Origin of the sequence: Bacillus aerolatus (genome assembly GCF_009183655.1) — a bacterium.
Classification (GTDB): domain Bacteria; phylum Bacillota; class Bacilli; order Bacillales; family Domibacillaceae; genus Pseudobacillus; species Pseudobacillus aerolatus.
In genome coordinates, this window is the sequence record NZ_WEIO01000008.1 from 1 (window position 1) to 25005 (window position 25005).

Sequence of the window (25005 nt, forward strand, 5' to 3'; positions counted from 1 at the left end):
CAAGCAATGGCAGGGATGTTTGGATTTTTTCTGAATCGCCTTCGACGTCGCGGATAATGTTTACCGTTTCACCGTCGATCTCAATGTTCGTGATCGTTGTCACGTACGGAATGCCGAGCCGATCTGCGACACGCGGGCCGACCTGGCCGCTGCCGCCATCGATCGCCACGTTGCCGGCGATAATTAAGTCGGCGTCTTTGTCTTTTAAGTATTCCGCAAGAATTTTTGCCGTTGTAAATTGATCGCCGTTTTCGACGTCATCCTCCGTATTAATGAGGACCGCTTTGTCCGCCCCCATCGCAAGCGCCGTGCGCAGCTGCTTTTCCGCTTCTTCCGTGCCGACCGAGATGACCGTCACTTCGCCGCCTTTGTCGTCGCAGATTTGAATCGCTTCTTCGACCGCATACTCATCGTACGGGTTAATGATGAATTCCGCGCCGTCTTCCTGGATCGCTCCATTAACTACACTGATTTTTTCCTCTGTATCGAATGTTCTTTTTAACAATACGTAAATATTCATATCGTTACCTCCACTTTTTTGCCTTGTTCATCGTATTGATAAAAGCCTTTGCCTGTTTTTCTGCCGAGCTCGCCGTTTTCAACTTTTTCCTGAACAATTTTGGACGGTTTGTCTTTCTCATCGCTGCTTTCATTAAAGCGCTGCATGCGGACGAAGTAATTGACGTCAAGGCCGGTCAAATCCATCAGTGAAAACGGCCCGATCGGATGATTTAATGCTTTCGTGCAGACAAGATCGATCTCTTCATGAGTGGCATAGCCGTTTTCCAAAAGGAAAAGCGCTTCATCCACCAATTTTCCGAGAATACGGTTCGCAATAAATCCGGAAATCTCTTTTTTTAGAAGAACCGGAGTTTTATTAATCGAACGGACAAACTCCATACTCATTTCAGCCGTTTCATCTGAAGTGTGCGGTCCTTTCACGACTTCGACGAGATCCATGACGAGTGCGGGATTGAAAAAGTGGATATTACAGACGTTTTCCGGACGGCTGAGGGTATCAGCTAGTTTTGAGCTGACAATTGTTGAACTGTTCGTTCCTAAAATCGCATGAGGCTGGACAACAGCTTCCAGTTTGGCAAACAATTCTCTTTTTGCTTCCAGATTTTCAACAATGGCTTCAATAACGAGGTCGGCTTTTTTAAATTGTTCCAGCTCGGTAGTAAAAAAAATTCTTGCAAATGCCTGCTCCACTTCTTGTATGGTAAAGCGGCCTTTTTTCACTCTTTTTTCCATTTGTTCTTGCAAAAACTGTTCTGCTTTCTCAAGGCTTTCCTGCCGGATGTCCTGTAATATGACCGGATAGCCGGCAAGCGCACAAACCATCGCTATTTGCGAGCCCATCGCACCTGAACCAACAACCCCTACTTGCTGAATTGATTTAGTTGACATTTTTTTGCTCTCCTTTTTCCATTTCTTCTTTTACTAAATGTCTCTTCAAAAGCTTTCCAACTCCGTTTCTCGGCAGGCTGTCTCTAACTTCAATGCTTTTCGGTACTTTATAAGGTGTCATTTTGGCATAGCAATAGTTTCTTATTTCATCTATATCGATGTTTCTGCCGTCTTTCGGAACGATATACGCTTTGACGATTTCCCCATGTAATTCATGCGGAAGACCGACAACCGCCGCTTCTTTCACATCTTCATGCTCAAATAGCACACCTTCAATTTCCTGCGGATAAATATTAAAGCCGCCGAAAATAATCATTTCTTTTTTTCTTCCAATAATGTAGAAATAGCCGTCTTCATCCATCGTCGCCAAGTCGCCGGTATGCAGCCAGCCGTTTTGCAGCGCGTGCTTTGTTTCCGCTTTGTTGTTCCAATAGCCTTTCATCACTTGCGGACCATTGATGAGAAGTTCACCAACAAAGTTCGCCTCGAGTACATTGTGGTCGCTGTCAACAATTCGGCAATCTGTACCTGGCACTGGAATGCCGATGCTGCCTACTTTTCTTTCACCGTGAATCGGTGTACGATGAGTCGTCGGCGACGTTTCTGACATGCCAAAGCCTTCTAAAATTTGCGACCCGGACACTTCTTCAAATTTCCTGATCACTTCAATAGGCAGCGGAGCCGACCCAGATGAACAAACCTTCAAGGAGTTCAATCCATATTCATGAGCTTTCGGATGGTTAGCGAACATAATATACATTTTCGGCACGCCCGGAAACACTGTCGGCTGATGCGTTTTAATTTTTTCAAGTACTTCATCTACATTGAATTTCTGAATCAATAAAATGTTGGCACCCATATACAGACCAAGGTTCATCGCGCTCGTCATCGCGTACACATGATACAGCGGCGTCGCAGCTAAAACCGTTTCCTCACCTGGAACGATTTTCTGCCGATACATCGCGAAACTTTGAAGAACATTCGTCGTTAAGTTAAAGTGGGTCAACATCGCTCCTTTTACTTTACCGGTCGTTCCTCCTGTATACTGGATGACCGCAATATCTTCTTTCGCATTAATTTCTACCGGGTTCTGCAGTGAAGCGCCCGCCATAATTAAATCCTCCAAGTATAAAATCGAACCATTTTCCCTATGTTTACTTATTTGTGATCCAATGATTTGTTTGACTTCATACAATTCAGTGACTTCCTGAATCGTTTTCAGTGAACGGCCATCTGCAATAATGTAAGACACACTGGCATCGTCCAAAACTTGCAGTAATTCCCTCAGTGTATACGCCGGGTTTATCTGCACGACGATTAATCCAAGCGCCTGGGCCGCATAATAAGAAACAATGTAATCGGGATGATTGCCGATCATCAGCCCAATTCGTTCTCCTTTTTGATAATTCATCTCTTTCCAGCTGCCAGCGAGCCGGTCTGCCCGGCTTTTCAATTCATTGTATGTCAGCGTTTCATCGTTGAATGTAACAGCGGTTTGTTCGCCGTACGTTTTTGCAGAATCGGCTAAAATCGAATAAAGCGAAACTTCCGGCAACTGGGGCCGGTATGCATCATCGCCGTAATACTTTTGCCATGGCTGTTGTTGAATACTTTGCAAGGCCATCCCCTCCGAATATTTTATTAATTGCTTAATTAGAGCTTTGAAGCAATCTCGACTCGTGTTCATTTTCTTCTCTTTTCGAAGTGTCCGGTTTCACAAAGATGGAAAATAAAATGGAGAAAACGAGCACGAGCGCTGCCATAAATAGAATAGAAAGATTGTAGCCAAATACTTTATCAGCCCCCGATAAACCTACAATAAAGCCTGTGACGAGTGGAGCCACAATTCCCGCAATATTACCGGAAGATGTTAAAATACTAGTCATTAACCCGCCTCTTTCAGGCAGCTCATTGATCATGATCGTTGGGCCGATTGGTAAAATCGCGTATGTAAGCCCTTTCGCAAAACACATGGCGATGACGACCCAAACAGGATGCTGGAAAACAATGATAGAAGCCAGAAACAGTGCCCCGATTACCATGGAGGATGCAACAACGTACACCCTTGATAAACGCCAGTTTTGATTTTTCTTGAATAAGTAATCGGACAGTGCCGAAACACCGATGTAAATAAATGTGGAAGCAATTCCAATCACCGCGACGCCGTATCCCATTTGAGCAGGTGACATGTTCACTACTTCGACGAGATAAATAGGCAGCCACACAGCGAGCCAGACAACGAGAAAGTAAGTAGAAAAGTAAGCGAGTGTCGTAAACAAAGCGGAAGGCGACCCTAACACCCGAAGAAATTCTTTTATATTGATTTTCTCTAGCTTCTCCTGCTTTTTCTTTTTCGCTTTGTCGTATACTTCCGCCGGACTTTCCTTCGTCATAAATTGGAACGCCATTGCCCAGACAATACTTGCTGCTCCTAAACAGGCGAATGCGGCTTTCCATCCTAAAATGCTAATTAAAGCGACGAGTAAAGGAGCAACGATCATTGCGCCTACCGTTGCGCCCGATACAACGACCGAGTTCGCAAATCCACGAAGTTTCGGTGGGAACCATTTGTGAGCATGGCTGTAAGCAACCGGGCTGAACGGTCCTTCAAAAGCGCCGAGCAAAATCCGGTAAAGAACTAATAGCGGTAAGGCGGTGATCGCCAGTACGCCAAACTGTAAAACAGCCCATGTCAACATTAAAAACCCGAGAACTTTCTTCGCCCCGATGCGGTCTGCCCAAGCAGCACCGAAAATGCCTGTCACCGGATAAAGCCAGTAATAACTACTGCCAACAAGTCCCCATTCCGCATAGGAAAGCTTGAATTCTTCCATAATTGGAACGGCAGCAAGCCCGATAATGGACTTGTCTGCAAAGTTAATGATCATACCAAAGAATAAAAGGACGAGGACAATCCAACGCATGGCAATCCCTCATTTCTGAAATTTAGTTTTAATTTTCTTCAAGAATACGTCTGGAGATAATTAACCGCTGGATTTCATTCGTTCCTTCATAAATCTTTGTAATACGCGCATCACGATAAAATCTTTCAACCGGATAATCGGACACATAGCCCATGCCGCCGTGAATTTGTACCGCTTTATCAGCTACTCTATTAAAAACATCTGAAGCAAATAACTTTGCCATAGAAGCTTCTTTAATGACTTTTTTGCCTTCGTCGATCATTTGAGCCGCGTTCATTGTCAAAGCCCGGGCAGCTGCTGTTTCTGTTGCCATGTCCGCAAGCATCCATTGAATCCCTTGGTTGGAAGCAATCGGTTTGCCGAATTGAATTCTTTCTTTTGCGTAAGAAGCCGATAACTCAATTAACTTGCCACATGAACCGACCGCACGAGCCGCGAGACCAACCCGGCCTTCTCCGAGAATTCTTAAAGCGGATACGTATCCCATGCCCACTTCTCCGATGACATTTTCTTCAGGCACTTCACAGTCTTCAAAAATGAGCTGGGCCGTATAAGAGCCGCGAAGACCCATTTTTTTATCTTTTTTCCCGACTGTAAATCCAGGAAAATCTTTTTCTATTAAAAACGCGGTAATGCCGCCTTTTGCACCTTTTTCTTTATCCGTCAAAGCAAATACGGTAAACACATCCGCTACCGGCGCATTCGTAATGAAATGCTTCGTTCCATTCAAAATCCATTTACTTCCGCTTTTTTCTGCTCTAGTTGCTAGGTTCGTGGCATCTGAACCCGCTCCCGGCTCTGAGAGAGCAAAAGCGCCAATTTTATTGCCAGCGGCCATTTCCGGCAAATACTTTTCTTTCAAATAAGGTGAAGCGAGTTTCACTAGCCCTGTGCTGCCAATGCCTGTGTGAGCGCTGATCAAGCTGACAAAGCCGTTATGCGTGCGTCCGAGCTGCTCTAAAACCGTTGCTTTCCCCACTTGATTTAATCCGATTCCGCCATACTCTTCCGGAATGCTGATCCCAAAAAGCCCAAGTTCTTTCGCTTGTTCAACAAGGTGCTGTGGAATCGCATCTTCATCCTCAATTTGCTGGGCGAACGGCTCTACTTCTTTGTCCACAAAATTTTTAATCATTTGTTTCATTTGTTCTAATTCTGGTGTCATTGTCTCAATCATTGTGATTCCTCCTAATGTTCATTCTTACTGTTCTATATTGCAATTTGCGTGCCAACAGCAAAAGCGCGGATAATTCACAAAAATCAGTTAATAGAAATAACAATGATTCATATATGAATCGAAAGAAACTATTTTCCACCGTTCAATCGATTCATTTTTGTATTGACAATACATTAGTGAATGACCTTTTTACTCACTATAAAAAACAACTTGATCAGCCCCGACAAGCACAAAACGAGCCTCATGGAAAGGTGCTCTTTACCTTTCTGGGAGGCTCAGCTTGTGACCTCGAGGAGCTGGATGCCGATCTAAAACTCTCAAGGTTATCCACAGCCTGCAAATCTATCATTTTCTAAACAATAGAAAAAGCTATCTTATTTGATAGCCTTGTACTGAACTTCTTCTTTAAATTTCAGCAACTGATGAATAGCGAGGACAGTCTGTGTACGACAACCTTTTTTCTCTGCTTTTTTAGAAGATAACCGGTTAAAGCATCTGTTTCAGGCTTCATCCCCCTTTTTCAGTTCCCTATTTTAATGTTATACTTTTTGAGTTTTCTGACTACAGTCGGCTGACTTGTATCTAACACTTTTGCAATTTCGTATGTTGTTTTATATTTTTCAGCGGCTAACATTAATACATTTTTTTCAGCTGCTTCTGCCGCTTCTTTTAAAGTTATTATTTGCTCATTTTCTGGAATAGTTCTTACCGTTTCTGCTCTGTACTCGGCAGGCAAGTTTTCCAAGCCGAGCAAATCGTCTCTGTTTAACAGCACAATCCGTTCTAATAAATTGGAAAGCTCTCTCACATTTCCAGGCCATGGATAATGATAAAAAAAAGATTTTAAATCTTCATTTAATTGTTTATGTGTACTATATTTTTTGTTTATTTTATTGAGATACAAATTAATAAGAGACAAAATCTCTTCCTTTCTTTCACGAAGGGGTGGAATATGAATCGGCACTACATTCAGCCGGTAAAATAAATCTTCACGAAACTCTCCGGATTTGACCATCTCTTTTAAATTGCGGTTCGTTGCTGCAATGAGTCGAATATCGATTTTTTTCGATGAGATCCCGCCAACACGCTGAATTTCTCTTTCTTGTATGACACGCAGCAGCTTGACTTGAAGATTAAGAGGCATTTCACCTATCTCATCTAAAAACAAGATTCCTTTATCAGCAAGCTCAAACATACCTGGTTTCCCTTGCTTGTTTGCCCCGGTAAAAGCTCCCCCTGTGTAACCGAACAACTCTGATTCTAAAAGTTCGGGTGGAATGGCTCCACAATTAACTTTAATAAACTTTCCTTGCTTGCTTCGCTCACTGTGAGTATAAATATACTTAGCCAGCACATCTTTCCCAACGCCTGTTTCTCCTAAAATAAGAACCGTTGCCTCCACGTTAACAATCCGGCTGGCCGTATCATAAATTAATTTCATTTGTTCACTTTTGACTATAGTGTCTTCACTGGCAGCAGCGAGACTGCCTTTTAACCGCTCAATTTCTTCCTGATAACTTTTGTTCATTTCGTTTGCCTTGCGCAAGGCAGTTTGTAATTCATTTAAATCGGATAAATCACGGATATTCGTAACAACACTTTCCACTTCTCCTTGTTCATTAAATATTGGACTGCCCGTAAGCAGCGTTTCACGTCCCGAATAATTTAATTGAACGACGGATACTGTTTTCTTTTTCTGCATCACTTTTTCTGAGACAGAGTTTTCGAGAATGCCTCTTTTCACCAAATCACTGACGTTTTTATTAATATAGTAATCTTTTGGAATACTGGTTATTCTCTCAATAGCTGAATTCGTTTTTAAGGTGACGCCGTTTTTATCAGTAATGTAAATGCCGTCGTAAGAGCTTTCAATGATCGCATCAAGGTGACGGTTCGCCTGCTGCAAGTCTTTTAGTTCATCGAGAATGTGCATCAAGTCTTTCGAGAATAATCCTAAATAAAGAATTTGCTCATGGTCGATCTGTTCTTTTACGAATAAACAGCGTTTCCCATTCAATGCTGCATAAATAAGGTGGCCATTTCGAATAATTGTCCACTCATCGAACGCTTCTTCCACGTGCTTATATAAAACTTCGGACGAAATATGCTTATTCATCTCTTCGTTAACAAACATAATCTCGTCTTGTTCAGATGAAATAAAGTAAGGAAATGGAAGCACTTCTGCTGATAATACAATATTCATATGCCCGTCCCCCTTTTCCTTACATGTTACCTGACTTTTCTAAAAATTAAAAGGCGATTAGTTGATAGGATTACTTATAAAACAAGATTTTTCTAACAGTTCGGCCACATCGTATGTCGCCACTGTTTCTTCCACCTCTTTCGCTTTCGTTCCGTCAGACAGCATCGTCAGACAGTACGGACAGCCGGAGCTGATGACAGACGGATTAACCGCCAGCGCCTGCTCCGTGCGGGCGACGTTGACGCGATGGCCCGTATCTTCTTCCATCCACATTAAGCCTCCGCCAGCTCCGCAGCACATGCCGGTTTCGCGGCGGCGTTCCATTTCAACGAGCTTCACACCCGGGATAGATTTCAGGATTTCACGCGGCGGATCGTACACATCGTTGTAACGGCCGAGATAGCACGAATCGTGGAACGTGATCGTTTCGTTCACCGGATAGTGCGGCTTTAGTCGTCCCTCTTTTAAGAGCTGGTCTAAAAGTTCGGTGTGGTGATACACTTCTGCGGTGAAGCCCATATCCGGATACTCATTTTTAAAAATGTTGTACGCATGCGGGTCGATTGTGACGATTTTCTTGACGTCGTTTTTCTCAAATTCCGCGATGTTCGCTGCCGCCAGCTCCTGAAATAAAAACTCATTCCCGAGACGGCGTGGCGTGTCTCCGGAGTTTTTCTCTTTGTTGCCGAGAATGGCAAATTTCACGCCTGCTTCATTTAGCAATTTCGTAAATGAAAGCGCGATTTTCTGGCTGCGATTGTCAAATGCTCCCATGGAACCGACCCACAGCAAGTATTCAAACTCTTCGCCTGCTTTTTTCATTTCTTTTACCGTCGGCACGTGCACATCGTCACGCAGCTCGCGCCAGTTTTCTTTTTCTTTCCGATTTAATCCCCACGGATTTCCTTGGCGCTCAATGCTTTGCATCGCACGCTGAGCTTCCGGCTCCACTTTTCCTTCTGTTAATACGAGATAACGGCGTAAGTCGATGATTTTATCGACGTGCTCATTCATAACCGGACACTGGTCTTCACAGTTGCGACACGTCGTACATGCCCAAATTTCTTCTTCTGTAATAACATCGCCAATCATGCTCGGGTCGTATAGCCCAGCAGCTGCTTCTGCTTTTCCTTTCTGTACCGCGCCCGCCAGCGCCAGCTGGTTGCCTTGTGTATTTGAGAATGCAAAAGCTGGCACCCATGGCTGTTTTGATGTGACCGCAGCCCCTGTGTTCGTCAGGTGGTCGCGCAGTTTAACAATAAGATCCATCGGCGACAGCATTTTGCCTGTACCAGTCGCCGGACACATATTCGTGCAGCGGCCGCATTCTACACAAGCGTAAAAATCGATCATCTGTATTTGAGTGAAATCTTGTATTTTCCCCACTCCGAATGACTCCTGAGTTTCATCTTCAAAATCAATCGGTCGGAGTGTACCTGCTTTTTCGAGTCTGTGAAAATAGACGTTAACCGGACCTGCGATTAAATGCGCATGTTTAGACTGCGGCACATAGACGAGGAACGTCAGCAGAACGAATAAGTGAACCCACCACATCACATAAAAAAGGGCCGTGACGATCGGTTTTGAAAGCCCCGCAAAGATAACAGCGACCGTGGATGCCGCTGGTTCCATCCAAGTGAAGTGCACATTCTCTTCATGCCAGATAAGCTCCATGCCGTTTCCGATTAAAACAGACAGCATTAATAATCCGATAAAAATCAACACGAGCCCGTTTTTCCAGCCGCGCTTTAAGCGGACGAGCTTTTCCACGTAGCGGCGGTGAAACGCCCAGACTACAGCGACGAGAATCAAAAGCGTCACAATTTCCTGGAAAAACTTAAATCCGCCATATAATGGACCAAGCGGCAAATGGGCACCCGGAACAATGCCTTTAATAATAAAGTCGACCGCACCAAACTGTACGAGAATAAAGCCGTAGAAAAACAGCACATGAATGATGCCGCTTTTTTTGTCTTTCAATAACTTCTTCTGCCCAAACACATACACCCAAATATTTTTTAAGCGTTCTTTTACATCATTATTAAACTCTTCTTTTTTGCCGAGCTTAATATATTCATAGCGTGTTTTAAGCAAATAAATAAACAAATAAATCCCATAAGTAATGACGGCAACCGTTGCAATAAAGTTTAACCAAAGCAAATTCATGAGATCACTCCTTACTAATAATTACAACTTAATAACTTCCGTATTTGTAAAAAATAAAAACAATAGCAACTGCAATAAAAAGCGCAACAGCTAAAAACAAAAAGCGCCATCCACACCTCCATACCCTCTCACTATATGTATTGAAATTACTCGCTATAGTAAAACTTGCAATTATCGTGCCAATTAGAGAACAGCGGAGACAACAAAGGTTTTCTCAATCTTAAATCACCTTCCAGCCGCTTATCATCAGGTACATACGCTTCCCATGGAATAAATCACACAGTGTTTAAAAAGAGTTAAAGAAGCAGGAAAAGCTTTTTTGATTTATTAATGAATTAATCGATACATTGTTGAATCAATTTAAACTAGTTTTAAAGCAAATTTGCCCTTCCTGACTTCCGCTTTTTTCGATTTATATGAAAAGGATTGTTTTCACTTATTTAAAAGACATACAAAAAAGGTGCCCCAATTTTAAGGACACCTTTTTCATTTAAAGTACTTTGCTTAAAAATGCTTTCGTACGTTCGTGCTGCGGATTAGAAAACAGCGCAGCTGGTTCATTTTCTTCCATAATATAGCCATTATCCATAAAGATAACTCGATCACCGACTTCGCGGGCAAAGCCCATTTCATGAGTAACGACAATCATCGTCATCCCGTCTTTCGCCAGCTGTTTCATGACTTCAAGCACTTCGCCGACCATCTCGGGGTCGAGCGCGGATGTCGGTTCGTCAAACAACATAATTTTCGGCTCCATCGCCAGCGCACGCGCAATAGCCACACGTTGCTTTTGACCGCCGGAAAGAGAATCTGGATAAGCAGACGCTTTTTCAGCCAGGCCTACTTTTTTGAGCAGAGCCAGCGCTTTTTGTTCCGCTTCCTGTTTTTTGACTCCCTTCACGTTAATTGGAGCAAGCGTCACATTTTCGAGAATCGTTTTATGCGGAAATAAATTAAAATGCTGGAACACCATGCCGACATTTTTGCGAATTTCATTGATATTCGTTTTTTTATCCGTTAAATCCTTGCCTGTTACGTATACATGTCCGCCGGTGACCGATTCAAGTAAGTTCAGGCAGCGAATAAACGTCGATTTGCCGGAACCAGACGGGCCGATTACTACAACCACTTCCTGCGGTTTCACATCAAGAGAAATGTCTTTCAGCACTTCGTTGTCACCGAACGACTTTTTTAAATGTTTGACGGAGATCATTCTGTTTTCATTCTCCTTTCAATGTAATTCATTAAATAGGTCAGTGACAAAGTTAACATGAGGTAAATAACCGCTACAGTAATGTAAGGTTCCCACACTCTGATATACTGCCCCTGAGCCGCGCGCCCCCAGTACATTAATTCCGGTGCCGCAATGATGGCAGCAAGTGAGGAATCCTTTAACAATACGATAAACTCGTTGCCGAGCGGCGGGATCATCCGCTTTACTGCTTGCGGCAAAATAACGAGCTTCATCGCCTGAATGTGGCTCATGCCGAGTGACCGGGCTGCTTCCATTTGTCCTTTATCGATCGATTGAATCCCGGCGCGGAATATTTCCGCGATGTAGGCGGCTGCATTTAGTGAGAGTGCAATAATTGCTGACACAATCGGATTTGATGGCGACATGAACAGCGGCACTACTCCGAAGTGAATAAGTAAAATTTGCACGAGAAGCGGCGTGCCCCGGAAAATGTTCACATACCAGACAAACGGAAAACGAATCCATGCGTTCGTTGACATTTTACCCAACCCGATGATCAATCCAAGAATGAGACCGATAAAAATCCCGGCTAATGACAGCCCGAGCGTTAAGAGCGTTCCTTTAATAAAAAACGGCATATAATCTACGATAATGTCTGTCCGAAAATCCATTGCAACTCCTCCTTTCTGAAGCAAAAACGGCTGTCCACAGGCTCAAGCCTGAAATGGACAGCCGTTTTTTTCTTTCTTATTGTTTGGCCGCTTCTTTCAACGATTCTAATTTTGGCTCTTCATTAAACCATTTTTTATAAATTTCTGCGTATTTGCCGTTATCATATAACTCGTTAAGTGCTTTGTCGAAATCGTCTTTATATTCGCTGCCTTTCGGGAAAACGATGCCGTAATATTCCGGTTTGAAATTCTTATCATCTCCGACAGTTTCGACGCCGCTGTCCGGATTGTTTTTCACATACTCTAAGGCAACTGCGATGTCAGTGACAACCGCTTCCACATCTCCGCTTTGAAGAGCTTGAAACATTAAAGCAGCTGTTTCATACTTGGAAATAGCTGAAGAGTTTTGGCCAACGACTGCCTCAGCTGCAAATTGACCGGTTGTTCCATTTTGAACGCCAATTTTCTTTCCTTTTAAGTCTTCAGCACCAGTCATTTTTGTTCCTTCTTTAAAAGCGATCATACTTGTTGATTCAAAATAAGGTGCAGAAAAGTCGTATGATTTCTTGCGCTCCTCATTAATTGTGACACCTGACATGCCGATGTCGAGCTGCTTGCTTTGCAGTCCAGCAAACATCGCATCCCAGCCGGTATTTTCAATGTTCACTTCATAACCAGCTTCTTCCGCTGCTGCATTTAACAAATCGACATCAAATCCGCTTACTTGCCCTTTGTCCATAAATTCAAACGGAGCAAAAGTTGCTTCTGTTCCTACTTGCAATACTTTCTTTTCTTCCGAACTTTCTTTTCCGGCGGAATCTTCCTGACCTGCTCCGCACGCGGACAAAAGTAAGGCACATCCGGCAGCCATCGCAATAAATGATTTTTTGAATGAAATAGTCATGTTGCCAACCCCTCTGTATAATTTTTGTATATCTCATCTACTTGTATCGATAAAAAATGATAAAGGTTTTGCTAGTCTATATTTCACTTTTCCTAGTAAAATAATATACTCTACAATAATATTTTTCAATCTTTTTTCATATTTTTTTATTTTTAATGGTTATATTAACACATTTACATGCATTTCTATTCATTTTATCTCAATTATGATAATATAATAAAAATAAAGAGTTGGCGAGACAACCGAAAAGTGTTTTCATCGGTGTATTGTCTCAATTCGTTGTGATGCCGCTGCTTGCCTATGCTTTGGCAAAAGGGCTGCAGCTGCCGCCTGAAGTAACAAAAAAACCTGTAACTTTTTCTTTTGAAAAGTTACAGGTTTTTCGTCTAGAGTGAACAGTTTAAATTGAACGATATAATTCGAGAATAGCTGATAAATTTTAAAAACGATCGATAAATTACTATTTTCCGCGGGAACTTTACTGTTCACCATTCTTCAGCAAATACATGTTTTTCTTTTCTTCCCGACAGCTTGGCGGTCTTCCACTTTTTTAATGTAATCAGAAGCGAGTGGTACTTTGCAAGCTGTTTGTCCCACATCTACATGCACTTTCCCAATAACTTCTGCCACTCTTTTCGCCTCTTCATGAAGAGGCAAGTAGTAGGCACCGACACAAATAACAAAATTATTCATCACATAGCGGACACGGTTCTTTTCTTCATGCACTGTGCGTTCCACTCTTTTTAATAGCGCAGCAATCTCCTCTTTGTCTATTTGTTCGTCAAGTGTAATCGATAAATAATTGCTGTACGTACTCCAGCCGGCAACAGCGGTCATTTCATTGTCTGATTCTATCCACCCACGGGCGAGTTCGAGCGCAAAAGGCGATTCTGCTGCTGCCTGGGCCACTGTATATTCACTAATCATATACCAGTAAGCGCCCTGCACCCATTCTTCCAGCTTCTCTTTTGTCATCGTTTTCGGGTTGACGCAAAGACCGGCCAGATACATTGCATCGCTATTGCCTGAAGCATAAAGCTCGTAGACAAGCTCCTGGTCCTTTTTAACTTGTTTCACAAAATGTTTCTTTAAGTCTCCCACTTTCACACCGAAAAATGGTTCTGCCGCTCCGTGCCTTAAAAACGTATTTTTTGTCTGTTCACTGCCGTATTCCGCAAGTTTTTCCATGACTTCTTTATACATCATCACATGCAGCCTCCTGTTCAAAAGTAAGTGTTAAAGATGTTATACCACAACGATGAAAACGAGGGCTGCTTCCATCTTACGGATTAAATGGTTCTGTGGAACAAGCTGGTCTAAAGCAACCATCTCAAGTTGGTCCCGTTGGATTGGATTGTTTTTCGAAAGCATCTTCATCACCTCAAGCGTTATATATCTATTTATTTTAAAACAGGCCTGGTTGTACGGCTACCCTAACTTTGTAAACCCTGTTGATTGGAGTGGAAGGCGCGAAGACTCCTGCGGGATCAGCGGGACAGGTGAGACCCCGCAGGAGCTTTTGCGACGAGGAGGCTCACCGCCCGCCCCGCGGAAAGCGAAGCGCCTAGAATGGAAATCAACAGACCCCATCCACAAGCGAAATAAAAAAGACTGTAGACACTCGATTTTCATCGAGTTTGTCTACAGTCTGAAAGAAACCGCTCGGAGCGGTTTCTTTTTAATTAAATACCTTTAGTCTCAAGCTCTTCATACTGCTTCACCACTTCATTGAAAAGAGAAGTGCCCTGCGACAAACCGGTCAATGCTTCAATCGTTGCCTGCAAGCCGTCTTGGTGAATCATTTCCTGTAATTTTGCCGCTTCCGGATCTTGCGGATAATCGTACTGCAAAGCAGCCGCAATGCTTTTCGCTAAGTGGATCGGTGTTTCGCCAATTAACTTTTCATACTGTTTCGCCGGGCTGACGAGGCGGTCATTTGCACCGAGTTTGCGGATCGGTGACCGCCCAACACGTGTCACTTCATCAGTAATAAATGGATTCGCAAAGCGGCCGATAATTTTTTTAATATATTGCTCATGTTCTTCTTCATTAAACGGATATTTAGCGACGAGGAATTTCCCCGTTTCCTGTAATGTTTGTTTAATGAGCGACTCAATCTGATCATTGGCCAGAGCTTCATTGATCGTTTTCGCCCCAGCGAGATAACCGAAATAAGAAGCGACTGCATGCCCAGTATTCACAGTAAAAAGTTTTCTTTCAATGTATGGCGTTAAATCATCAACAAACGTGATGCCTTTTACAGGCGGCTTACCGCCGGCTATCTTTGTTTCATCTACAGCCCATTCGTAAAATGGTTCTACTTTGACCATCAATTTATCTTCATTTGACTGATTCGGAACAATGCGATCCACTGCCGCATCCGGAAATCCAAAGAGCGAGTCAAAAAAATCTTTCTCGGCTGTGCTGACTTTTTCATACACTTTTTCTTTTAATAATGTACTGCCGCCAATCATGTTTTCACAGGCAATAATGTTCAGCGGCCGCCCTGATTGCGTGAGACGTTTTCTCAGTCCTTCAGCGATCAAACCGGAAATGTGCGGCAATATGTTAGGCCCGACTGCCGCCGTGACGAGGTCCGCTTCTGCAATGGCATCTATCACTTGGTCAGGGTTCAGTGCACTGTTGATGGCACGAACATTTTGCACAATCAGTTCCTCTTGTGACTCATCTGCCAGTACGACGCGGTATTCTCGCTTTTCGTTCAATACATCCACTAGCTCACTGTTAACATCGACGAAGCACGTATGAAATCCTGATTGGTATAATAAGCTGCCGATAAAACCGCGGCCAATGTTACCTGCTCCAAAGTGAACAGCCTGCATATTAATTCACTCCTTCAAAAAAGGACAATACTTCCTCTTTAGAAGAAGCGCCGACAATGCCTAGAACATTCTCTTCTTCTGAGCAGACAATAGCAATTTTTGAAAGAATCTCTAAATGTTCATCTCCTTTGCCGGCAATGCCGATTAAGAGCTTCACGATGTTGCCGCTGCCAAAATCCACTCCGTCTGGTACTTGAATGATGGCGATACCGGAATTCTTCACTTCTGTTTTCGCGTCTTCCGTTCCATGGGGAATAGCGACAAAGTTACCCATATACGTTGTAGTTAATTGCTCGCGCTCAAGCATTTTTTCAATATACTCCGGATTGACATATCCTTTATCCACAAGCACTTGGCCAGTTAATTGGATCGCTTCTTCTTTCGTAGATACAGATTCGTTCAAAATAATATTTTCAGCTGATAAAATTGGTAATGACATATTAAACACTCCTCGATTCTTTTATTTTTTCTTCAATAAATTGCTCAAATGTGGCCGCTAAGTAAGATTGGATCGGCTCTGCTTGTTTTGATTCAAATAGTTGGATGCTTTCATTATTTTCAATAATGGATGCGCTGATCAAACTAAGAATTTCAAGACCGTGGGCGTGATACGGCTCCGGTGAGAGCAGTAAAAGAAGAACATCCACTTTTATCTCCGTCTCGTCCATCGCCCGAATTTTGAGCGGATCACCGAGTGCAAGCAAAGTAAAAGAAGGTTCTTTTACATCGGCATGGCGCGTATGGAATAAAGCTAGATTCGTCCCCGGAATTCCGAGACCGCCCAGCTGTTCCCGCTCAAGCAGCGCCGCGAACACCGTATCGGCGTTATGTAGCATGTCTTTCTTCACCAGTTCACGGCAGGCAAAATCCAATGCACTCTTTATTGAATGTCCTTTTTCTAAAGAAGAAAGTTTAAAGCTGGCCAGCATTTCAGCCGCCGCTTCTGCATACAAGTGCAGCCCATTCAATCTTTTTGTTACTCGTTCGGCAGATGCAGCTGGCAGATCGACTTTTTCTTTGCGCCGAACAGTTGACTTTATTAATGGCTGCTTTTTTATATACTGACGAATTCTTTCTATTTCATCGTCTGTCAATATCGGGCTGACAACAATATAAGTTCCGGAAAAGTCCGGCAGTTGAATCGTGGAAATAACGAGGTCTTCTTTATTAATGCTGATTTCATTTAGCTCAAATAAAGAAATATTCGTTACCTCCTTTATTTCAGGGAGCTCCCGACGCAGCCTCGTGGCGAGCATTTTAGAAGTGCCGATGCCGCTTGAACAAATAATATAAGCTTTCAAGTTGTTTGTTTTTACTTCGCCAAGCAAGGCTGCGCCGAAATGCATCACGAGATAGCCTACTTCTTCATCGGGCACTGGCAATTCTGGGAAGACTTTTTTCACTCCTGCTTTAACAATTTGGAATAAGTCGGCATACTCTTTTTGAATGTTCAGCAACAGCGGATTAGTAATCCCCATTTGTTGTTGAATGCGATAAAGAGCCGGTTTTAAATGAGCAACAAGGCCATGAAAAAGAGAATCATTGTCCGCTAAGTCAACATCCAGTTCCACTTCCACATAATGGATCAGATTTTTTGCTTTTATCGCCGTTTGCAAGCTCGATTTTTCCAGCAAATATTCGTGATCTTGGCGAATTTTCGCTCCTTGCAAATGCATCGTTATATACCCGACTTCTGCTTTTGGAATATCCATTTTAAATATAGTCATTAATTGATTGATGATTTTCTTCGCTACTGGATATTCCGGGGAATTTTGCAGCTTTTCGAGATAGGCTGCGCTCATTTGAATGTTTTCCCCTTGTTTTATGCGCTCAATCGCTAAGGCAAGGTGGACAATGAGCCCGATATAAGCGCTGTCTGCGATAGAATAAGGTAATTCCTGCTGTATCTCTTCCATCGTTTCTTCCACTGCAAGCAACGTGTCTTTATCAATGAGGCGAAGCAATCGCTCTGAGATGGAATCTTGATGACGGACCGATTTTTTTTGGATATTCTCTTTTACGAGCGACAAAAAAGCAGTTTCATTTAAGTTTTCGGCGATAATCACACTCATCATTCGGCGTTTCGCTGTTTCAGATCCACTGATTTCTACACCGTACCCTCTCCGGCGGATAAGCGTTAATTGAAATGACTGCAGCTGTTGTTCAATTTTCGTCAAGTCACTGCTGATCGTTGCAATCGTTACCCGCAAATCATGAGCGAACACCAAAAGCTTCAATGGCTCTGCTGCTTCAAGAAGCATACATAAAATCAGTGTCTGCCGTTCATCAGGTGTATATTCACTCGAAGCTGATTGATCAATTGATTGTTGAAGCTTACTTATTTTTTCTTGATCACCGGCAAGTTGAATCCCAATTCCCGCTTTTTTCACAAGTTTTAGTTCATATTGCTCCAACACATCTTCCACTCTTTTTAAGTCTCTGTGAATCGTTCGGACACTGACTTCAATTTCACTTGCCAGCTCTTTAATGGTCATACCTTCTTTTCTCGACAATAAAATATCGAGAATGATCTTTTCCCGGGCAGATACATACATGTCGTTCACTCCATTAAAAACCTGTATATTCACTTGCTAAAAAGAGTAAAAGAAGGAGTTATCTTCTTCTTTCCCGTGACAGGCTAATAAAAACACGTGGTAAAAACAGCCCGGTTCTCAATTGAATCAGGCTGCTTTATTGACTAGGAAACTATCCTTTCAGTTTTTCAATCAATTCATCATACTTCGGACTGTTCAAGAAATTTTCTACCGATATGTGGCGAGCGCCCGACAGCTTTGCTTTCGCGCGGTCAGTCAAATCTTTATGCGTAATGACGACGTCTGCATCTGGCGGTAAATTGCTGACAGCTGTATTAGCAACTGTCACGTCCAGTCCTGCTTTTTGCACTTTGTTTTTCAAAATGGAAGCACCCATGGCACTTGAGCCCATCCCGGCGTCACACGCAAAAATAATTTTCGATACATCTGCATAGCTATCGTTAGCTGGTTCTGCTGCTTGAATAGGGGCAGGCGCCTGATCGCTCAGCTCACGGATTAATTCATCATATTTCGGAGAGTTCAAGAAGTTTTCCACCGAAATATGTTCCGCTTCCGGCAGCTTCACTTTCGCCCGGTCCGTTAAATCTTTATGGGTAATGACAATGTCTGCATCCGGCGGCAAGTTGCTGATGGATGTATTAGACACAGCCACATCAAGCCCCGCTTTTTGCACTTTGTTTTTCAAAATAGAAGCACCCATAGCACTTGATCCCATTCCGGCATCGCACGCAAAAATGATTTTGTTCACTTGTTTCTTCTTTTTACTAATCTTTTCTTCATTCACTTCTACAGGTGCATCTCCCGTTTGAATCAGCGATGAAGCATGGCTTTCTTTCCCTTTTAAAGCAGATGTTTTTTCAGCCGCTTTGGCAAGGTCGTCTTCATCTGTTTTCTTCGATGCTTTCAAAATAACGGATGAAATGAGGAAAGAAACAACGGTAGCGGCCAGTACACCTGCCAAGACGCCAAGATAGTTTCCACGCGGCGTCATCGCTATAATAGCAAAGATACTGCCAGGTGACGGAGCAGCGACTAATCCTGCATCAAATAACAAGAAAGTGAATATTCCAGTTGCCCCGCCTGAAATCGCGGCCACGAGCAAGAGCGGTTTCATTAAAATATAAGGGAAGTAAATTTCGTGAATTCCACCTAAAAAGTGAATAATGGCTGCTCCTGGAGCGGTTTGTTTCGCCATGCCTTTCCCGAATAAAATATAAGCGAGCAATATCCCGAACCCAGGGCCAGGATTGGATTCTAGGAGGAATAAAATGGACTTTCCAGTATTGGCCGCCTGCTCAATGCCAATCGGGCTTAAAATGCCATGGTTAATCGCGTTATTTAAAAACAGCACTTTCCCCGGCTCGATAAAAATGCTGGCGAGCGGCAGTAAATTCGCGTCGACTATGGCTTGAACGCCGGCTGCGAGCGTCTTGTTCAATGTCAGAACAACCGGGCCGATACCTTTAAAGGCGATGATCGTTAAAATACCACCGATAATACCGGCTGAAAAGTTATTAACGAGCATTTCAAATCCGGATTTCACTTTGCCTTCGATAGCTTGGTCAAACTTTTTAATCGCCCATCCGCCGAGCGGACCCATAATCATGGCCCCTAAAAACATCGGAATGTCTGAACCTACAATAACCCCCATTGTCGCTGTAGCGCCGACGACTCCGCCGCGTAAATCATACACAAGACGGCCGCCTGAAAACCCGATTAAAATCGGCAGCAAAAACGTGATCATTGGGCCGACTAAAGTAGCTAGGTCTTTATTCGGAAACCAGCCTGTCGGAATAAATAAAGCTGTAATGATTCCCCAGGCAATAAAAGCGCCAATATTCGGCATAATCATTCCGCTTAAATAGCTGCCAAACTTTTGAATCTTTACTTTTATATCTGAATTTGATTGATGTTGATCTGCCACACAGATCACATCTCCTTTCCTTTTGCGTTTATAGTTTGTCCACCATTTATGTATCGGCTCTATCTTGATGATAAAACGTTTCCATAAAAGGGACAATGAATAGAAAACGCGATTTTGGCACTAGGGCTGTTGCCATTTTTAAACGGAAGAGACTCACTTGTTCAAACTATGTATATAATGCCCTTTTCGCACACCGTTACACTTTTTTTCTCCCTAACAAACAAAAAAACCCCTTTTCCTATTCAGGCATCTGAACAGGAAAGAGGTTGATTGTTACGCAATTTATTTTTTCAAAAACTTGTTTCTTACGAATGCTTCTACTTCTTCAGCTGTATCCATGCGCAAAATCTGCTCGTTGAATTCGCTGATTTCTTTTTGTGACAAGTGCAAGATCGCGCTTCTTGCCGGTAAAATCGAAGAGGCACTCATGCTGAACTCGTCAAGACCAAGGCCAAGTAAAATCGGAATGGCAACTTCGCTTCCTGCCATTTCTCCGCACATCCCTGCCCATTTCCCTTCTTTATGCGCCGCATCAATCACCATTTTGATTAAACGGAGGATGGCTGGATTGTAAGGCTGGTACAAATAAGATACCCGCTCATTCATCCGGTCGGCTGCCATCGTATACTGAATTAAATCATTTGTACCAATCGAGAAGAAATCGACTTCTTTCGCGAATACATCAGCCATGACAGCAGATGACGGAATTTCGACCATCATTCCTACTTCAATTGCGTCGGAAACAGCCGTGCCTTCTTGTTCAAGTTTTGTTTTTTCTTCAAGTAACATCGCTTTCGCCTGCCGGAATTCTTCGAGCGTTGCAATCATCGGAAACATCACTTTTAAGTTGCCGAACGTGCTTGCGCGCAGAAGCGCACGAAGCTGTGTGCGGAACATGTCCTGCATTTCCAAACATAAACGGATCGCCCGGAAGCCTAAAAATGGGTTCATTTCTTTTGGCAAATCTAAATAAGGCAGTTCCTTGTCACCACCAATATCCAGCGTCCGGACCACAACCGGCTTTCCTTCCATGCGTTCAAGGACCGTCTTGTAAGCGGTGAATTGCTCTTCTTCCGTTGGAAGCTGATCGCGTCCCATGTAAAGAAACTCTGTACGGTACAGACCAATGCCTTCTCCGCCATTTTCAAGGACACCATTCACGTCTTCCGGCGTGCCGATATTCGCAGCGAGCTCCACTTGGCGGCCGTCCGCTGAAACAGTAGGTACGTCCACAAACTTAGCAAGTTCAGCTTTATAGGCTTCATGCGCTGCTTTTTTCTCTTCATAGTCTTTCACAACAGCCGGTTCTGGATTAACGAGAACTTTTCCATCCTTGCCGTCAAGAATAACGAGCGTGCCGTTTTCAATTTCCGCCATCGCTGTTTTCGTTCCGACGACTGCCGGAATTTCCATCGAGCGTGCCATAATTGCTGAATGAGATGTGCGCCCGCCGATATTTGTTGTAAAGCCTTTTACAAATTGGCGGTTCAACTGGGCAGTGTCTGATGGTGTTAAATCTTCAGCCACAATAATGACTTCTTCAGCAATCATGCTCGGGTTTGGGATCTCGACATCCAGCAGGTTCGCAATCACTCTCTTCGTAACATCACGAATGTCAGCTGCCCGCTCTCTCATATATTCATTATCCATCGATTCGAACATAGTCACGAACATATCCGCCGTTTCTTTCATGGCAAACTCGGCGTTGGCGCCTTCTTGAGTAATTTTTTCCTTTACAGGAGTTAATAACTCGGGATCGCTTAAGACGAGTAAATGCGCCTCAAAAATATCCGCTTTGTCAGCGCCCAGTTCTTCCTTCGCATGGTCTCTAATCTTTTGCAGCTCCGTTGTCGATTGACTAATGGCCGCCTCGAAGCGTTGGACTTCCGCTTCTTTGTCAGCTACCTCTTTTTTGTCGACATGCAAGTTAGGTTCTTCTAAACGAAATGCTTTTGCAATGGCGATCCCAGCAGATGCACCGATGCCTGTTAATATTTTACTCATTTAGCTAACCCTTCTTTTTCTAACACATCTGTCACTGTTTGCATCGCCTCATTTTCATCTTCCCCTGAAGTAGAAATTTTAATTTCAGCGCCTGATGGAATGCCTAAAGACATAATACCTAAAATCGATTTTAAGTTCACAGTCTTCTCTTTATATTCAAGATTAATTTCAGAAGAAAACTTGCTCGCCGCTTGAACTAAAACACTCGCCGGGCGGGCATGAATACCAGCCTTATCTATAATCGTAAATGTTTTTTCCATCAAAATAATCAATCTCCTCTACTCAAATAATGTACGTTTAAGATAATACCATTTATCTTGGCATTATAAAAATAAATAACATTTTAAAGATAAGTTTTCAAACAACCATCCGTTTTTTTACAATTTCATCCTAAATCCAACAACAGAATTTCCGTATAATTGTCTATCTTTTCATTCAAAAAGCAGCCCCTTTGTACTTTAGGGGCTGCTTCGTTCTACTATTCGTTCATCTTATTAATAAGCGCGCTTTTCTTTTTAATTAAATTGCCCTTTTAGTTTCTTTATAATATAGAAAGACAAAAGAGCAAAGGCAATGATTAATGCTTCCACAATAAAAATATTTTTAATCGTGCCGGCCTGATAAAGCCCGACAAAAAAGTCAATAGAAAAGTGAAGACCGATGGCGTATAGCACATATTTAAATTTTCCCCTTCGCACCCCTAATAACACCATGAGAGAAAACATAATTTGCATGACAATCGCTGCCACCCGTTCAATACCGCCTAACAAATACATACCAAATCCATTGTCTATTACTTGTTGTTTGATAGTTGCAACTTGATCAGCCGGAAACATGGAGAGGTTTGATTCAAAGGTCCCCGCATTGATCATCATTGCATACACGAACATATTTACAGCCATAATTGCACCGACCAATACAGCTTCAATGCCTCCGTGTCCTATGCCAAGCGACACCCCATCACCAAACTCGCGTTTTCGCTTTAAAAAAAACAAAAGAGCAAAGTAGCGGCCAAACTCTTCAAAAATGGCCGCGGCAAGTCCGCCGTATAGCGCAAACACATAAGGATTATCTGTCATTTTCAGCGACGGGCCCGTTGGGTCGATCATCACCACATGAAGCCCCGCTTCGAGCACCTGGGCAAATAAAATAAAAACAACCATCCCGGCTAAAAACGCTTTCCATGAGAACTGGCCTTTCTTTCCCCAATAAATGATTAAGCCGACAGGCACAAGAATAGAAATTAAAAACTGGACGGCCATTCCCGCAAAAGCTGTTGTTTCGATCATTTGCTTCACCTCTTTTTATATCTTTATTTATAATGATATTAATCAACTTGCGAAAAAAGCAAAATAACTTTCATTATATTTAGAACTTTTATTTGTTTTTAAGCTAGTTAGTTAACATCGCTATATTTCATAAAATTTTGATTAATATAAAGAGCCTTATGATATAAAAAATACCCTCTCAACTTTCCAAGAGAGGGCTTCGCTAATTTAGAGACTAAGTCATCAGCTTCATTCACTTTTTGATGACTAGTTTTTTACATTTTATTAATGTTCGATTTGCTTTAACAAAGGGGATGTTGTATTCCACAGACCGGCTTTTTCAAGCTGCCCAGCGAGTCTAAAGAGTGTTGCTTCATCAGCAAAGCGGCCGGCAAACTGCATCCCTATTGGAAGACCGGTTCTACTCCAGCCAAGCGGCAAGGAAACAGCAGGCTGGCCTGTTGTGTTAAATAATCGGGTAAATGGAAAATAGTTAAACATTTTTTTACCAAATGTCCGCATGTCGCTCTCTGGTGCATTCATATTAAGCTCGCCAAGCGACAGCGGCGGTTGAGCGGCTGTTGGTGTTAGCAGCACATCATAATTGGTAAAAAATTCTCCAACTGATCTTGAAATCCTATTCTGAATATTAAAAGCCTCTAAAAGTTCAGTAGCTTTTAAGTTTTGACCCGTTTGATAGGCGGACCAGATGGCCGCTTCAAGATTTTCTTCAGAAGGAACGCGATTTAGTTTGGCAGAAGCATGATTAATCGCGCTCGTTGTGTAAGCCGCTTTTATGCGCAGCGCAGAAAGTGCATGCAGCTCTTCATCGACTATGGGAGCGGCTTCTACCATTGTGTGTCCCAGTTCTTCACAAAGCTTTACCGTTTGATAGAGAACTTGAAGCACTTCTTCATTAACAGTGGCATGATTTTGCGGATGCGCCGACCAGGCAATTCGGAGCCGTCCTGGAGGACTTAGGGCTTCTTCGCTATATGGTCGTTTTGGTCGCTCCGCCCATGCATAGCAGCCAACGTCAGGGCCTTTTATAAAATCGAGTAATGCAGCTGTATCTCGGACGCTTCGAGTAATGGCAAAGCTGGCGGAGCGTCCGTATGCAGGTTCGCTCACATTTGGTCCAGCTGGGACGCGGCCTCGCGTTGGTTTAAATCCTATTAATCCATTATAGGAAGCGGGTACGCGAATGGATCCAGCTCCATCATTTGCATGTGCAATCGGTACAATTCCTGCTGCTACTGCAGCGGCAGAGCCGCCGCTTGAACCACCGGCACTGCGTTCTAGATTCCACGGATTACGTGTAGGACCGTGAAGAACGGACTCAGTAGTAAAATTATATCCAAATTCAGGTGTTGTCGTTGTTCCAACAGTTACTAATCCTGCTTTCCGAAATCTCGTCATTAACTCATCATCAGCCGGTGATGCAAAACCATCGAGTAAACGGCTGCCACTGCTTATGGGCACACCTGCAGCTTGTATGCCTAATTCTTTAATAAGAAAGGGAACACCTTTAAAGGGACCATCGGGCAATCCTTTCTCTATTTCCTTATCTGATTGTTCAGCTAAAGCTTGCACAATGGCGTTAATCGTTGGATTTAATTTTTCAATCCCTTCAAAGGCAGCTTCTGCTAATTCTTTTGGAGTCACTTCTTTTTTCTTAACTAATTCAGCCAGCCCTGTAGCATCATATTCTGAATAGTGGCAAAAATCCACTTTGTTCAACTCCTCGCTTTTTAATCTGTC

General features: G+C 43.0%; 20 protein-coding genes and 1 pseudogene. 1 reads left to right on the forward strand and 20 read right to left on the reverse strand.

All coding sequences use genetic code 11. The annotated features are described in order from the left end of the window. From F9802_RS13175 to F9802_RS13220, 10 genes are all read right to left on the reverse strand, one after another. The coding region (locus F9802_RS13175) for an electron transfer flavoprotein subunit beta/FixA family protein (protein WP_152152701.1) at positions 1-520 on the reverse strand (520 nt) is incomplete at its 3' end. Then, positions 517-1410, reverse strand: coding sequence for a 3-hydroxyacyl-CoA dehydrogenase family protein (locus F9802_RS13180; protein ID WP_152152703.1), 894 nt, complete (start codon positions 1408-1410; stop codon positions 517-519). The genes F9802_RS13175 and F9802_RS13180, both read right to left, overlap by 4 nt. Continuing rightward, positions 1400-3028 carry a long-chain-fatty-acid--CoA ligase gene (locus tag F9802_RS13185; RefSeq protein ID WP_152152705.1) on the reverse strand — a complete coding sequence of 543 codons (1629 nt, stop codon included), beginning with the start codon at positions 3026-3028 and terminating at the stop codon, positions 1400-1402. Before F9802_RS13185 ends, F9802_RS13180 begins: the two co-directional genes overlap by 11 nt. Positions 3029-3059: 31 nt before the next feature. Continuing rightward, the gene (locus F9802_RS13190) at positions 3060-4334 is read right to left on the reverse strand and encodes an MFS transporter (protein WP_152152707.1); all 1275 of its coding nucleotides are present in this window, start codon (positions 4332-4334) and stop codon (positions 3060-3062) included. 28 nt (positions 4335-4362) lie between these two features. Beyond that, on the reverse strand, positions 4363-5511 hold the full coding sequence (locus F9802_RS13195) for an acyl-CoA dehydrogenase family protein (RefSeq protein ID WP_152152709.1): 1149 nt from the start codon (positions 5509-5511) through the stop codon (positions 4363-4365). Between the two features lie 520 nt (positions 5512-6031). Continuing rightward, complete coding sequence (locus tag F9802_RS13200) at positions 6032-7714, reverse strand: sigma-54 interaction domain-containing protein (RefSeq protein ID WP_152152711.1); 1683 nt, start codon at positions 7712-7714, stop codon at positions 6032-6034. A gap of 57 nt (positions 7715-7771) precedes the next feature. Continuing rightward, a complete protein-coding gene (locus F9802_RS13205) occupies positions 7772-9880 on the reverse strand; it encodes a heterodisulfide reductase-related iron-sulfur binding cluster (RefSeq protein ID WP_152152713.1) in 2109 nt (702 codons plus the stop codon). Positions 9881-10370: 490 nt separating this feature from the next. Beyond that, positions 10371-11093, reverse strand: coding sequence for an amino acid ABC transporter ATP-binding protein (locus tag F9802_RS13210; RefSeq protein WP_152152715.1), 723 nt, complete (start codon positions 11091-11093; stop codon positions 10371-10373). Next, a complete protein-coding gene (locus F9802_RS13215) occupies positions 11090-11746 on the reverse strand; it encodes an amino acid ABC transporter permease (protein ID WP_152152717.1) in 657 nt (218 codons plus the stop codon). Before F9802_RS13215 ends, F9802_RS13210 begins: the two co-directional genes overlap by 4 nt. Positions 11747-11822: 76 nt before the next feature. Next, on the reverse strand, positions 11823-12650 hold the full coding sequence (locus F9802_RS13220) for a basic amino acid ABC transporter substrate-binding protein (protein ID WP_152152719.1): 828 nt from the start codon (positions 12648-12650) through the stop codon (positions 11823-11825). 224 nt (positions 12651-12874) lie between these two features. Here F9802_RS13220 and F9802_RS13225 point away from each other — a divergent pair. Continuing rightward, positions 12875-12988, forward strand: a pseudogene (locus F9802_RS13225) (bile acid:sodium symporter family protein); the annotation flags it as partial. Between the two features lie 157 nt (positions 12989-13145). Here the strand turns inward: F9802_RS13225 and F9802_RS13230 are convergent. The 10 genes from F9802_RS13230 to F9802_RS13275 all read right to left on the reverse strand — a co-directional run bounded on the left by F9802_RS13230 (position 13146) and on the right by F9802_RS13275 (position 24975). After that, positions 13146-13856 carry a DNA alkylation repair protein gene (locus F9802_RS13230; RefSeq protein ID WP_152152723.1) on the reverse strand — a complete coding sequence of 237 codons (711 nt, stop codon included), beginning with the start codon at positions 13854-13856 and terminating at the stop codon, positions 13146-13148. A 39-nt stretch (positions 13857-13895) separates the two neighbouring features. Beyond that, positions 13896-14021 (reverse strand): hypothetical protein, encoded by a 126-nt coding sequence (locus F9802_RS20095; RefSeq protein ID WP_263862310.1) that lies wholly within the window; start codon positions 14019-14021, stop codon positions 13896-13898. A 311-nt stretch (positions 14022-14332) separates the two neighbouring features. Continuing rightward, positions 14333-15493, reverse strand: coding sequence for a mannitol-1-phosphate 5-dehydrogenase (locus tag F9802_RS13240; RefSeq protein ID WP_152152727.1), 1161 nt, complete (start codon positions 15491-15493; stop codon positions 14333-14335). A gap of 1 nt (position 15494) precedes the next feature. Continuing rightward, positions 15495-15932, reverse strand: coding sequence for a PTS sugar transporter subunit IIA (locus tag F9802_RS13245; RefSeq protein WP_152152729.1), 438 nt, complete (start codon positions 15930-15932; stop codon positions 15495-15497). Position 15933: 1 nt separating this feature from the next. Further along, the gene (locus F9802_RS13250; protein ID WP_152153025.1) at positions 15934-18048 is read right to left on the reverse strand and encodes a BglG family transcription antiterminator; all 2115 of its coding nucleotides are present in this window, start codon (positions 18046-18048) and stop codon (positions 15934-15936) included. A gap of 151 nt (positions 18049-18199) precedes the next feature. Continuing rightward, the gene (locus F9802_RS13255; protein WP_404799172.1) at positions 18200-19900 is read right to left on the reverse strand and encodes a PTS mannitol-specific transporter subunit IIBC; all 1701 of its coding nucleotides are present in this window, start codon (positions 19898-19900) and stop codon (positions 18200-18202) included. A 354-nt stretch (positions 19901-20254) separates the two neighbouring features. Further along, positions 20255-21976: a phosphoenolpyruvate--protein phosphotransferase gene (gene ptsP / locus F9802_RS13260; protein WP_152152731.1), complete on the reverse strand. Its 1722-nt coding sequence runs from the start codon at positions 21974-21976 to the stop codon at positions 20255-20257. After that, positions 21973-22239, reverse strand: a complete 267-nt coding sequence (locus F9802_RS13265; protein WP_152152733.1) for a phosphocarrier protein HPr — start codon at positions 22237-22239, stop codon at positions 21973-21975. The genes ptsP and F9802_RS13265 overlap by 4 nt, the downstream gene beginning before the upstream one ends. A gap of 252 nt (positions 22240-22491) precedes the next feature. Beyond that, positions 22492-23265 carry a YhfC family intramembrane metalloprotease gene (locus F9802_RS13270; RefSeq protein ID WP_152152735.1) on the reverse strand — a complete coding sequence of 258 codons (774 nt, stop codon included), beginning with the start codon at positions 23263-23265 and terminating at the stop codon, positions 22492-22494. A gap of 264 nt (positions 23266-23529) precedes the next feature. After that, positions 23530-24975 (reverse strand): amidase, encoded by a 1446-nt coding sequence (locus tag F9802_RS13275; RefSeq protein WP_152152737.1) that lies wholly within the window; start codon positions 24973-24975, stop codon positions 23530-23532. Positions 24976-25005 lie beyond the last annotated feature (30 nt).

What these genes read in the sequence shown, in the direction of transcription:
- F9802_RS13180 (WP_152152703.1), bottom strand. Translation starts at nt 1,410, where the DNA reads ATGTCAACTAAATCAATTCAGCAAGTAGGGGTTGTTGGTTCAGGTGCG.
- F9802_RS13190 (WP_152152707.1), bottom strand. Translation starts at nt 4,334, where the DNA reads ATGCGTTGGATTGTCCTCGTCCTTTTATTCTTTGGTATGATCATTAAC.
- F9802_RS13195 (WP_152152709.1), bottom strand. Translation starts at nt 5,511, where the DNA reads ATGATTGAGACAATGACACCAGAATTAGAACAAATGAAACAAATGATT.
- F9802_RS13200 (WP_152152711.1), bottom strand. Translation starts at nt 7,714, where the DNA reads ATGAATATTGTATTATCAGCAGAAGTGCTTCCATTTCCTTACTTTATT.
- F9802_RS13205 (WP_152152713.1), bottom strand. Translation starts at nt 9,880, where the DNA reads ATGAATTTGCTTTGGTTAAACTTTATTGCAACGGTTGCCGTCATTACT.
- F9802_RS13210 (WP_152152715.1), bottom strand. Translation starts at nt 11,093, where the DNA reads ATGATCTCCGTCAAACATTTAAAAAAGTCGTTCGGTGACAACGAAGTG.
- F9802_RS13215 (WP_152152717.1), bottom strand. Translation starts at nt 11,746, where the DNA reads ATGGATTTTCGGACAGACATTATCGTAGATTATATGCCGTTTTTTATT.
- F9802_RS13220 (WP_152152719.1), bottom strand. Translation starts at nt 12,650, where the DNA reads ATGACTATTTCATTCAAAAAATCATTTATTGCGATGGCTGCCGGATGT.
- F9802_RS13230 (WP_152152723.1), bottom strand. Translation starts at nt 13,856, where the DNA reads ATGATGTATAAAGAAGTCATGGAAAAACTTGCGGAATACGGCAGTGAA.
- F9802_RS20095 (WP_263862310.1), bottom strand. Translation starts at nt 14,021, where the DNA reads ATGCTTTCGAAAAACAATCCAATCCAACGGGACCAACTTGAGATGGTT.
- F9802_RS13240 (WP_152152727.1), bottom strand. Translation starts at nt 15,493, where the DNA reads ATGCAGGCTGTTCACTTTGGAGCAGGTAACATTGGCCGCGGTTTTATC.
- F9802_RS13245 (WP_152152729.1), bottom strand. Translation starts at nt 15,932, where the DNA reads ATGTCATTACCAATTTTATCAGCTGAAAATATTATTTTGAACGAATCT.
- F9802_RS13250 (WP_152153025.1), bottom strand. Translation starts at nt 18,048, where the DNA reads ATGTATGTATCTGCCCGGGAAAAGATCATTCTCGATATTTTATTGTCG.
- F9802_RS13255 (WP_404799172.1), bottom strand. Translation starts at nt 19,900, where the DNA reads ATGATTATGCCGAATATTGGCGCTTTTATTGCCTGGGGAATCATTACA.
- ptsP (WP_152152731.1), bottom strand. Translation starts at nt 21,976, where the DNA reads ATGAGTAAAATATTAACAGGCATCGGTGCATCTGCTGGGATCGCCATT.
- F9802_RS13270 (WP_152152735.1), bottom strand. Translation starts at nt 23,265, where the DNA reads ATGATCGAAACAACAGCTTTTGCGGGAATGGCCGTCCAGTTTTTAATT.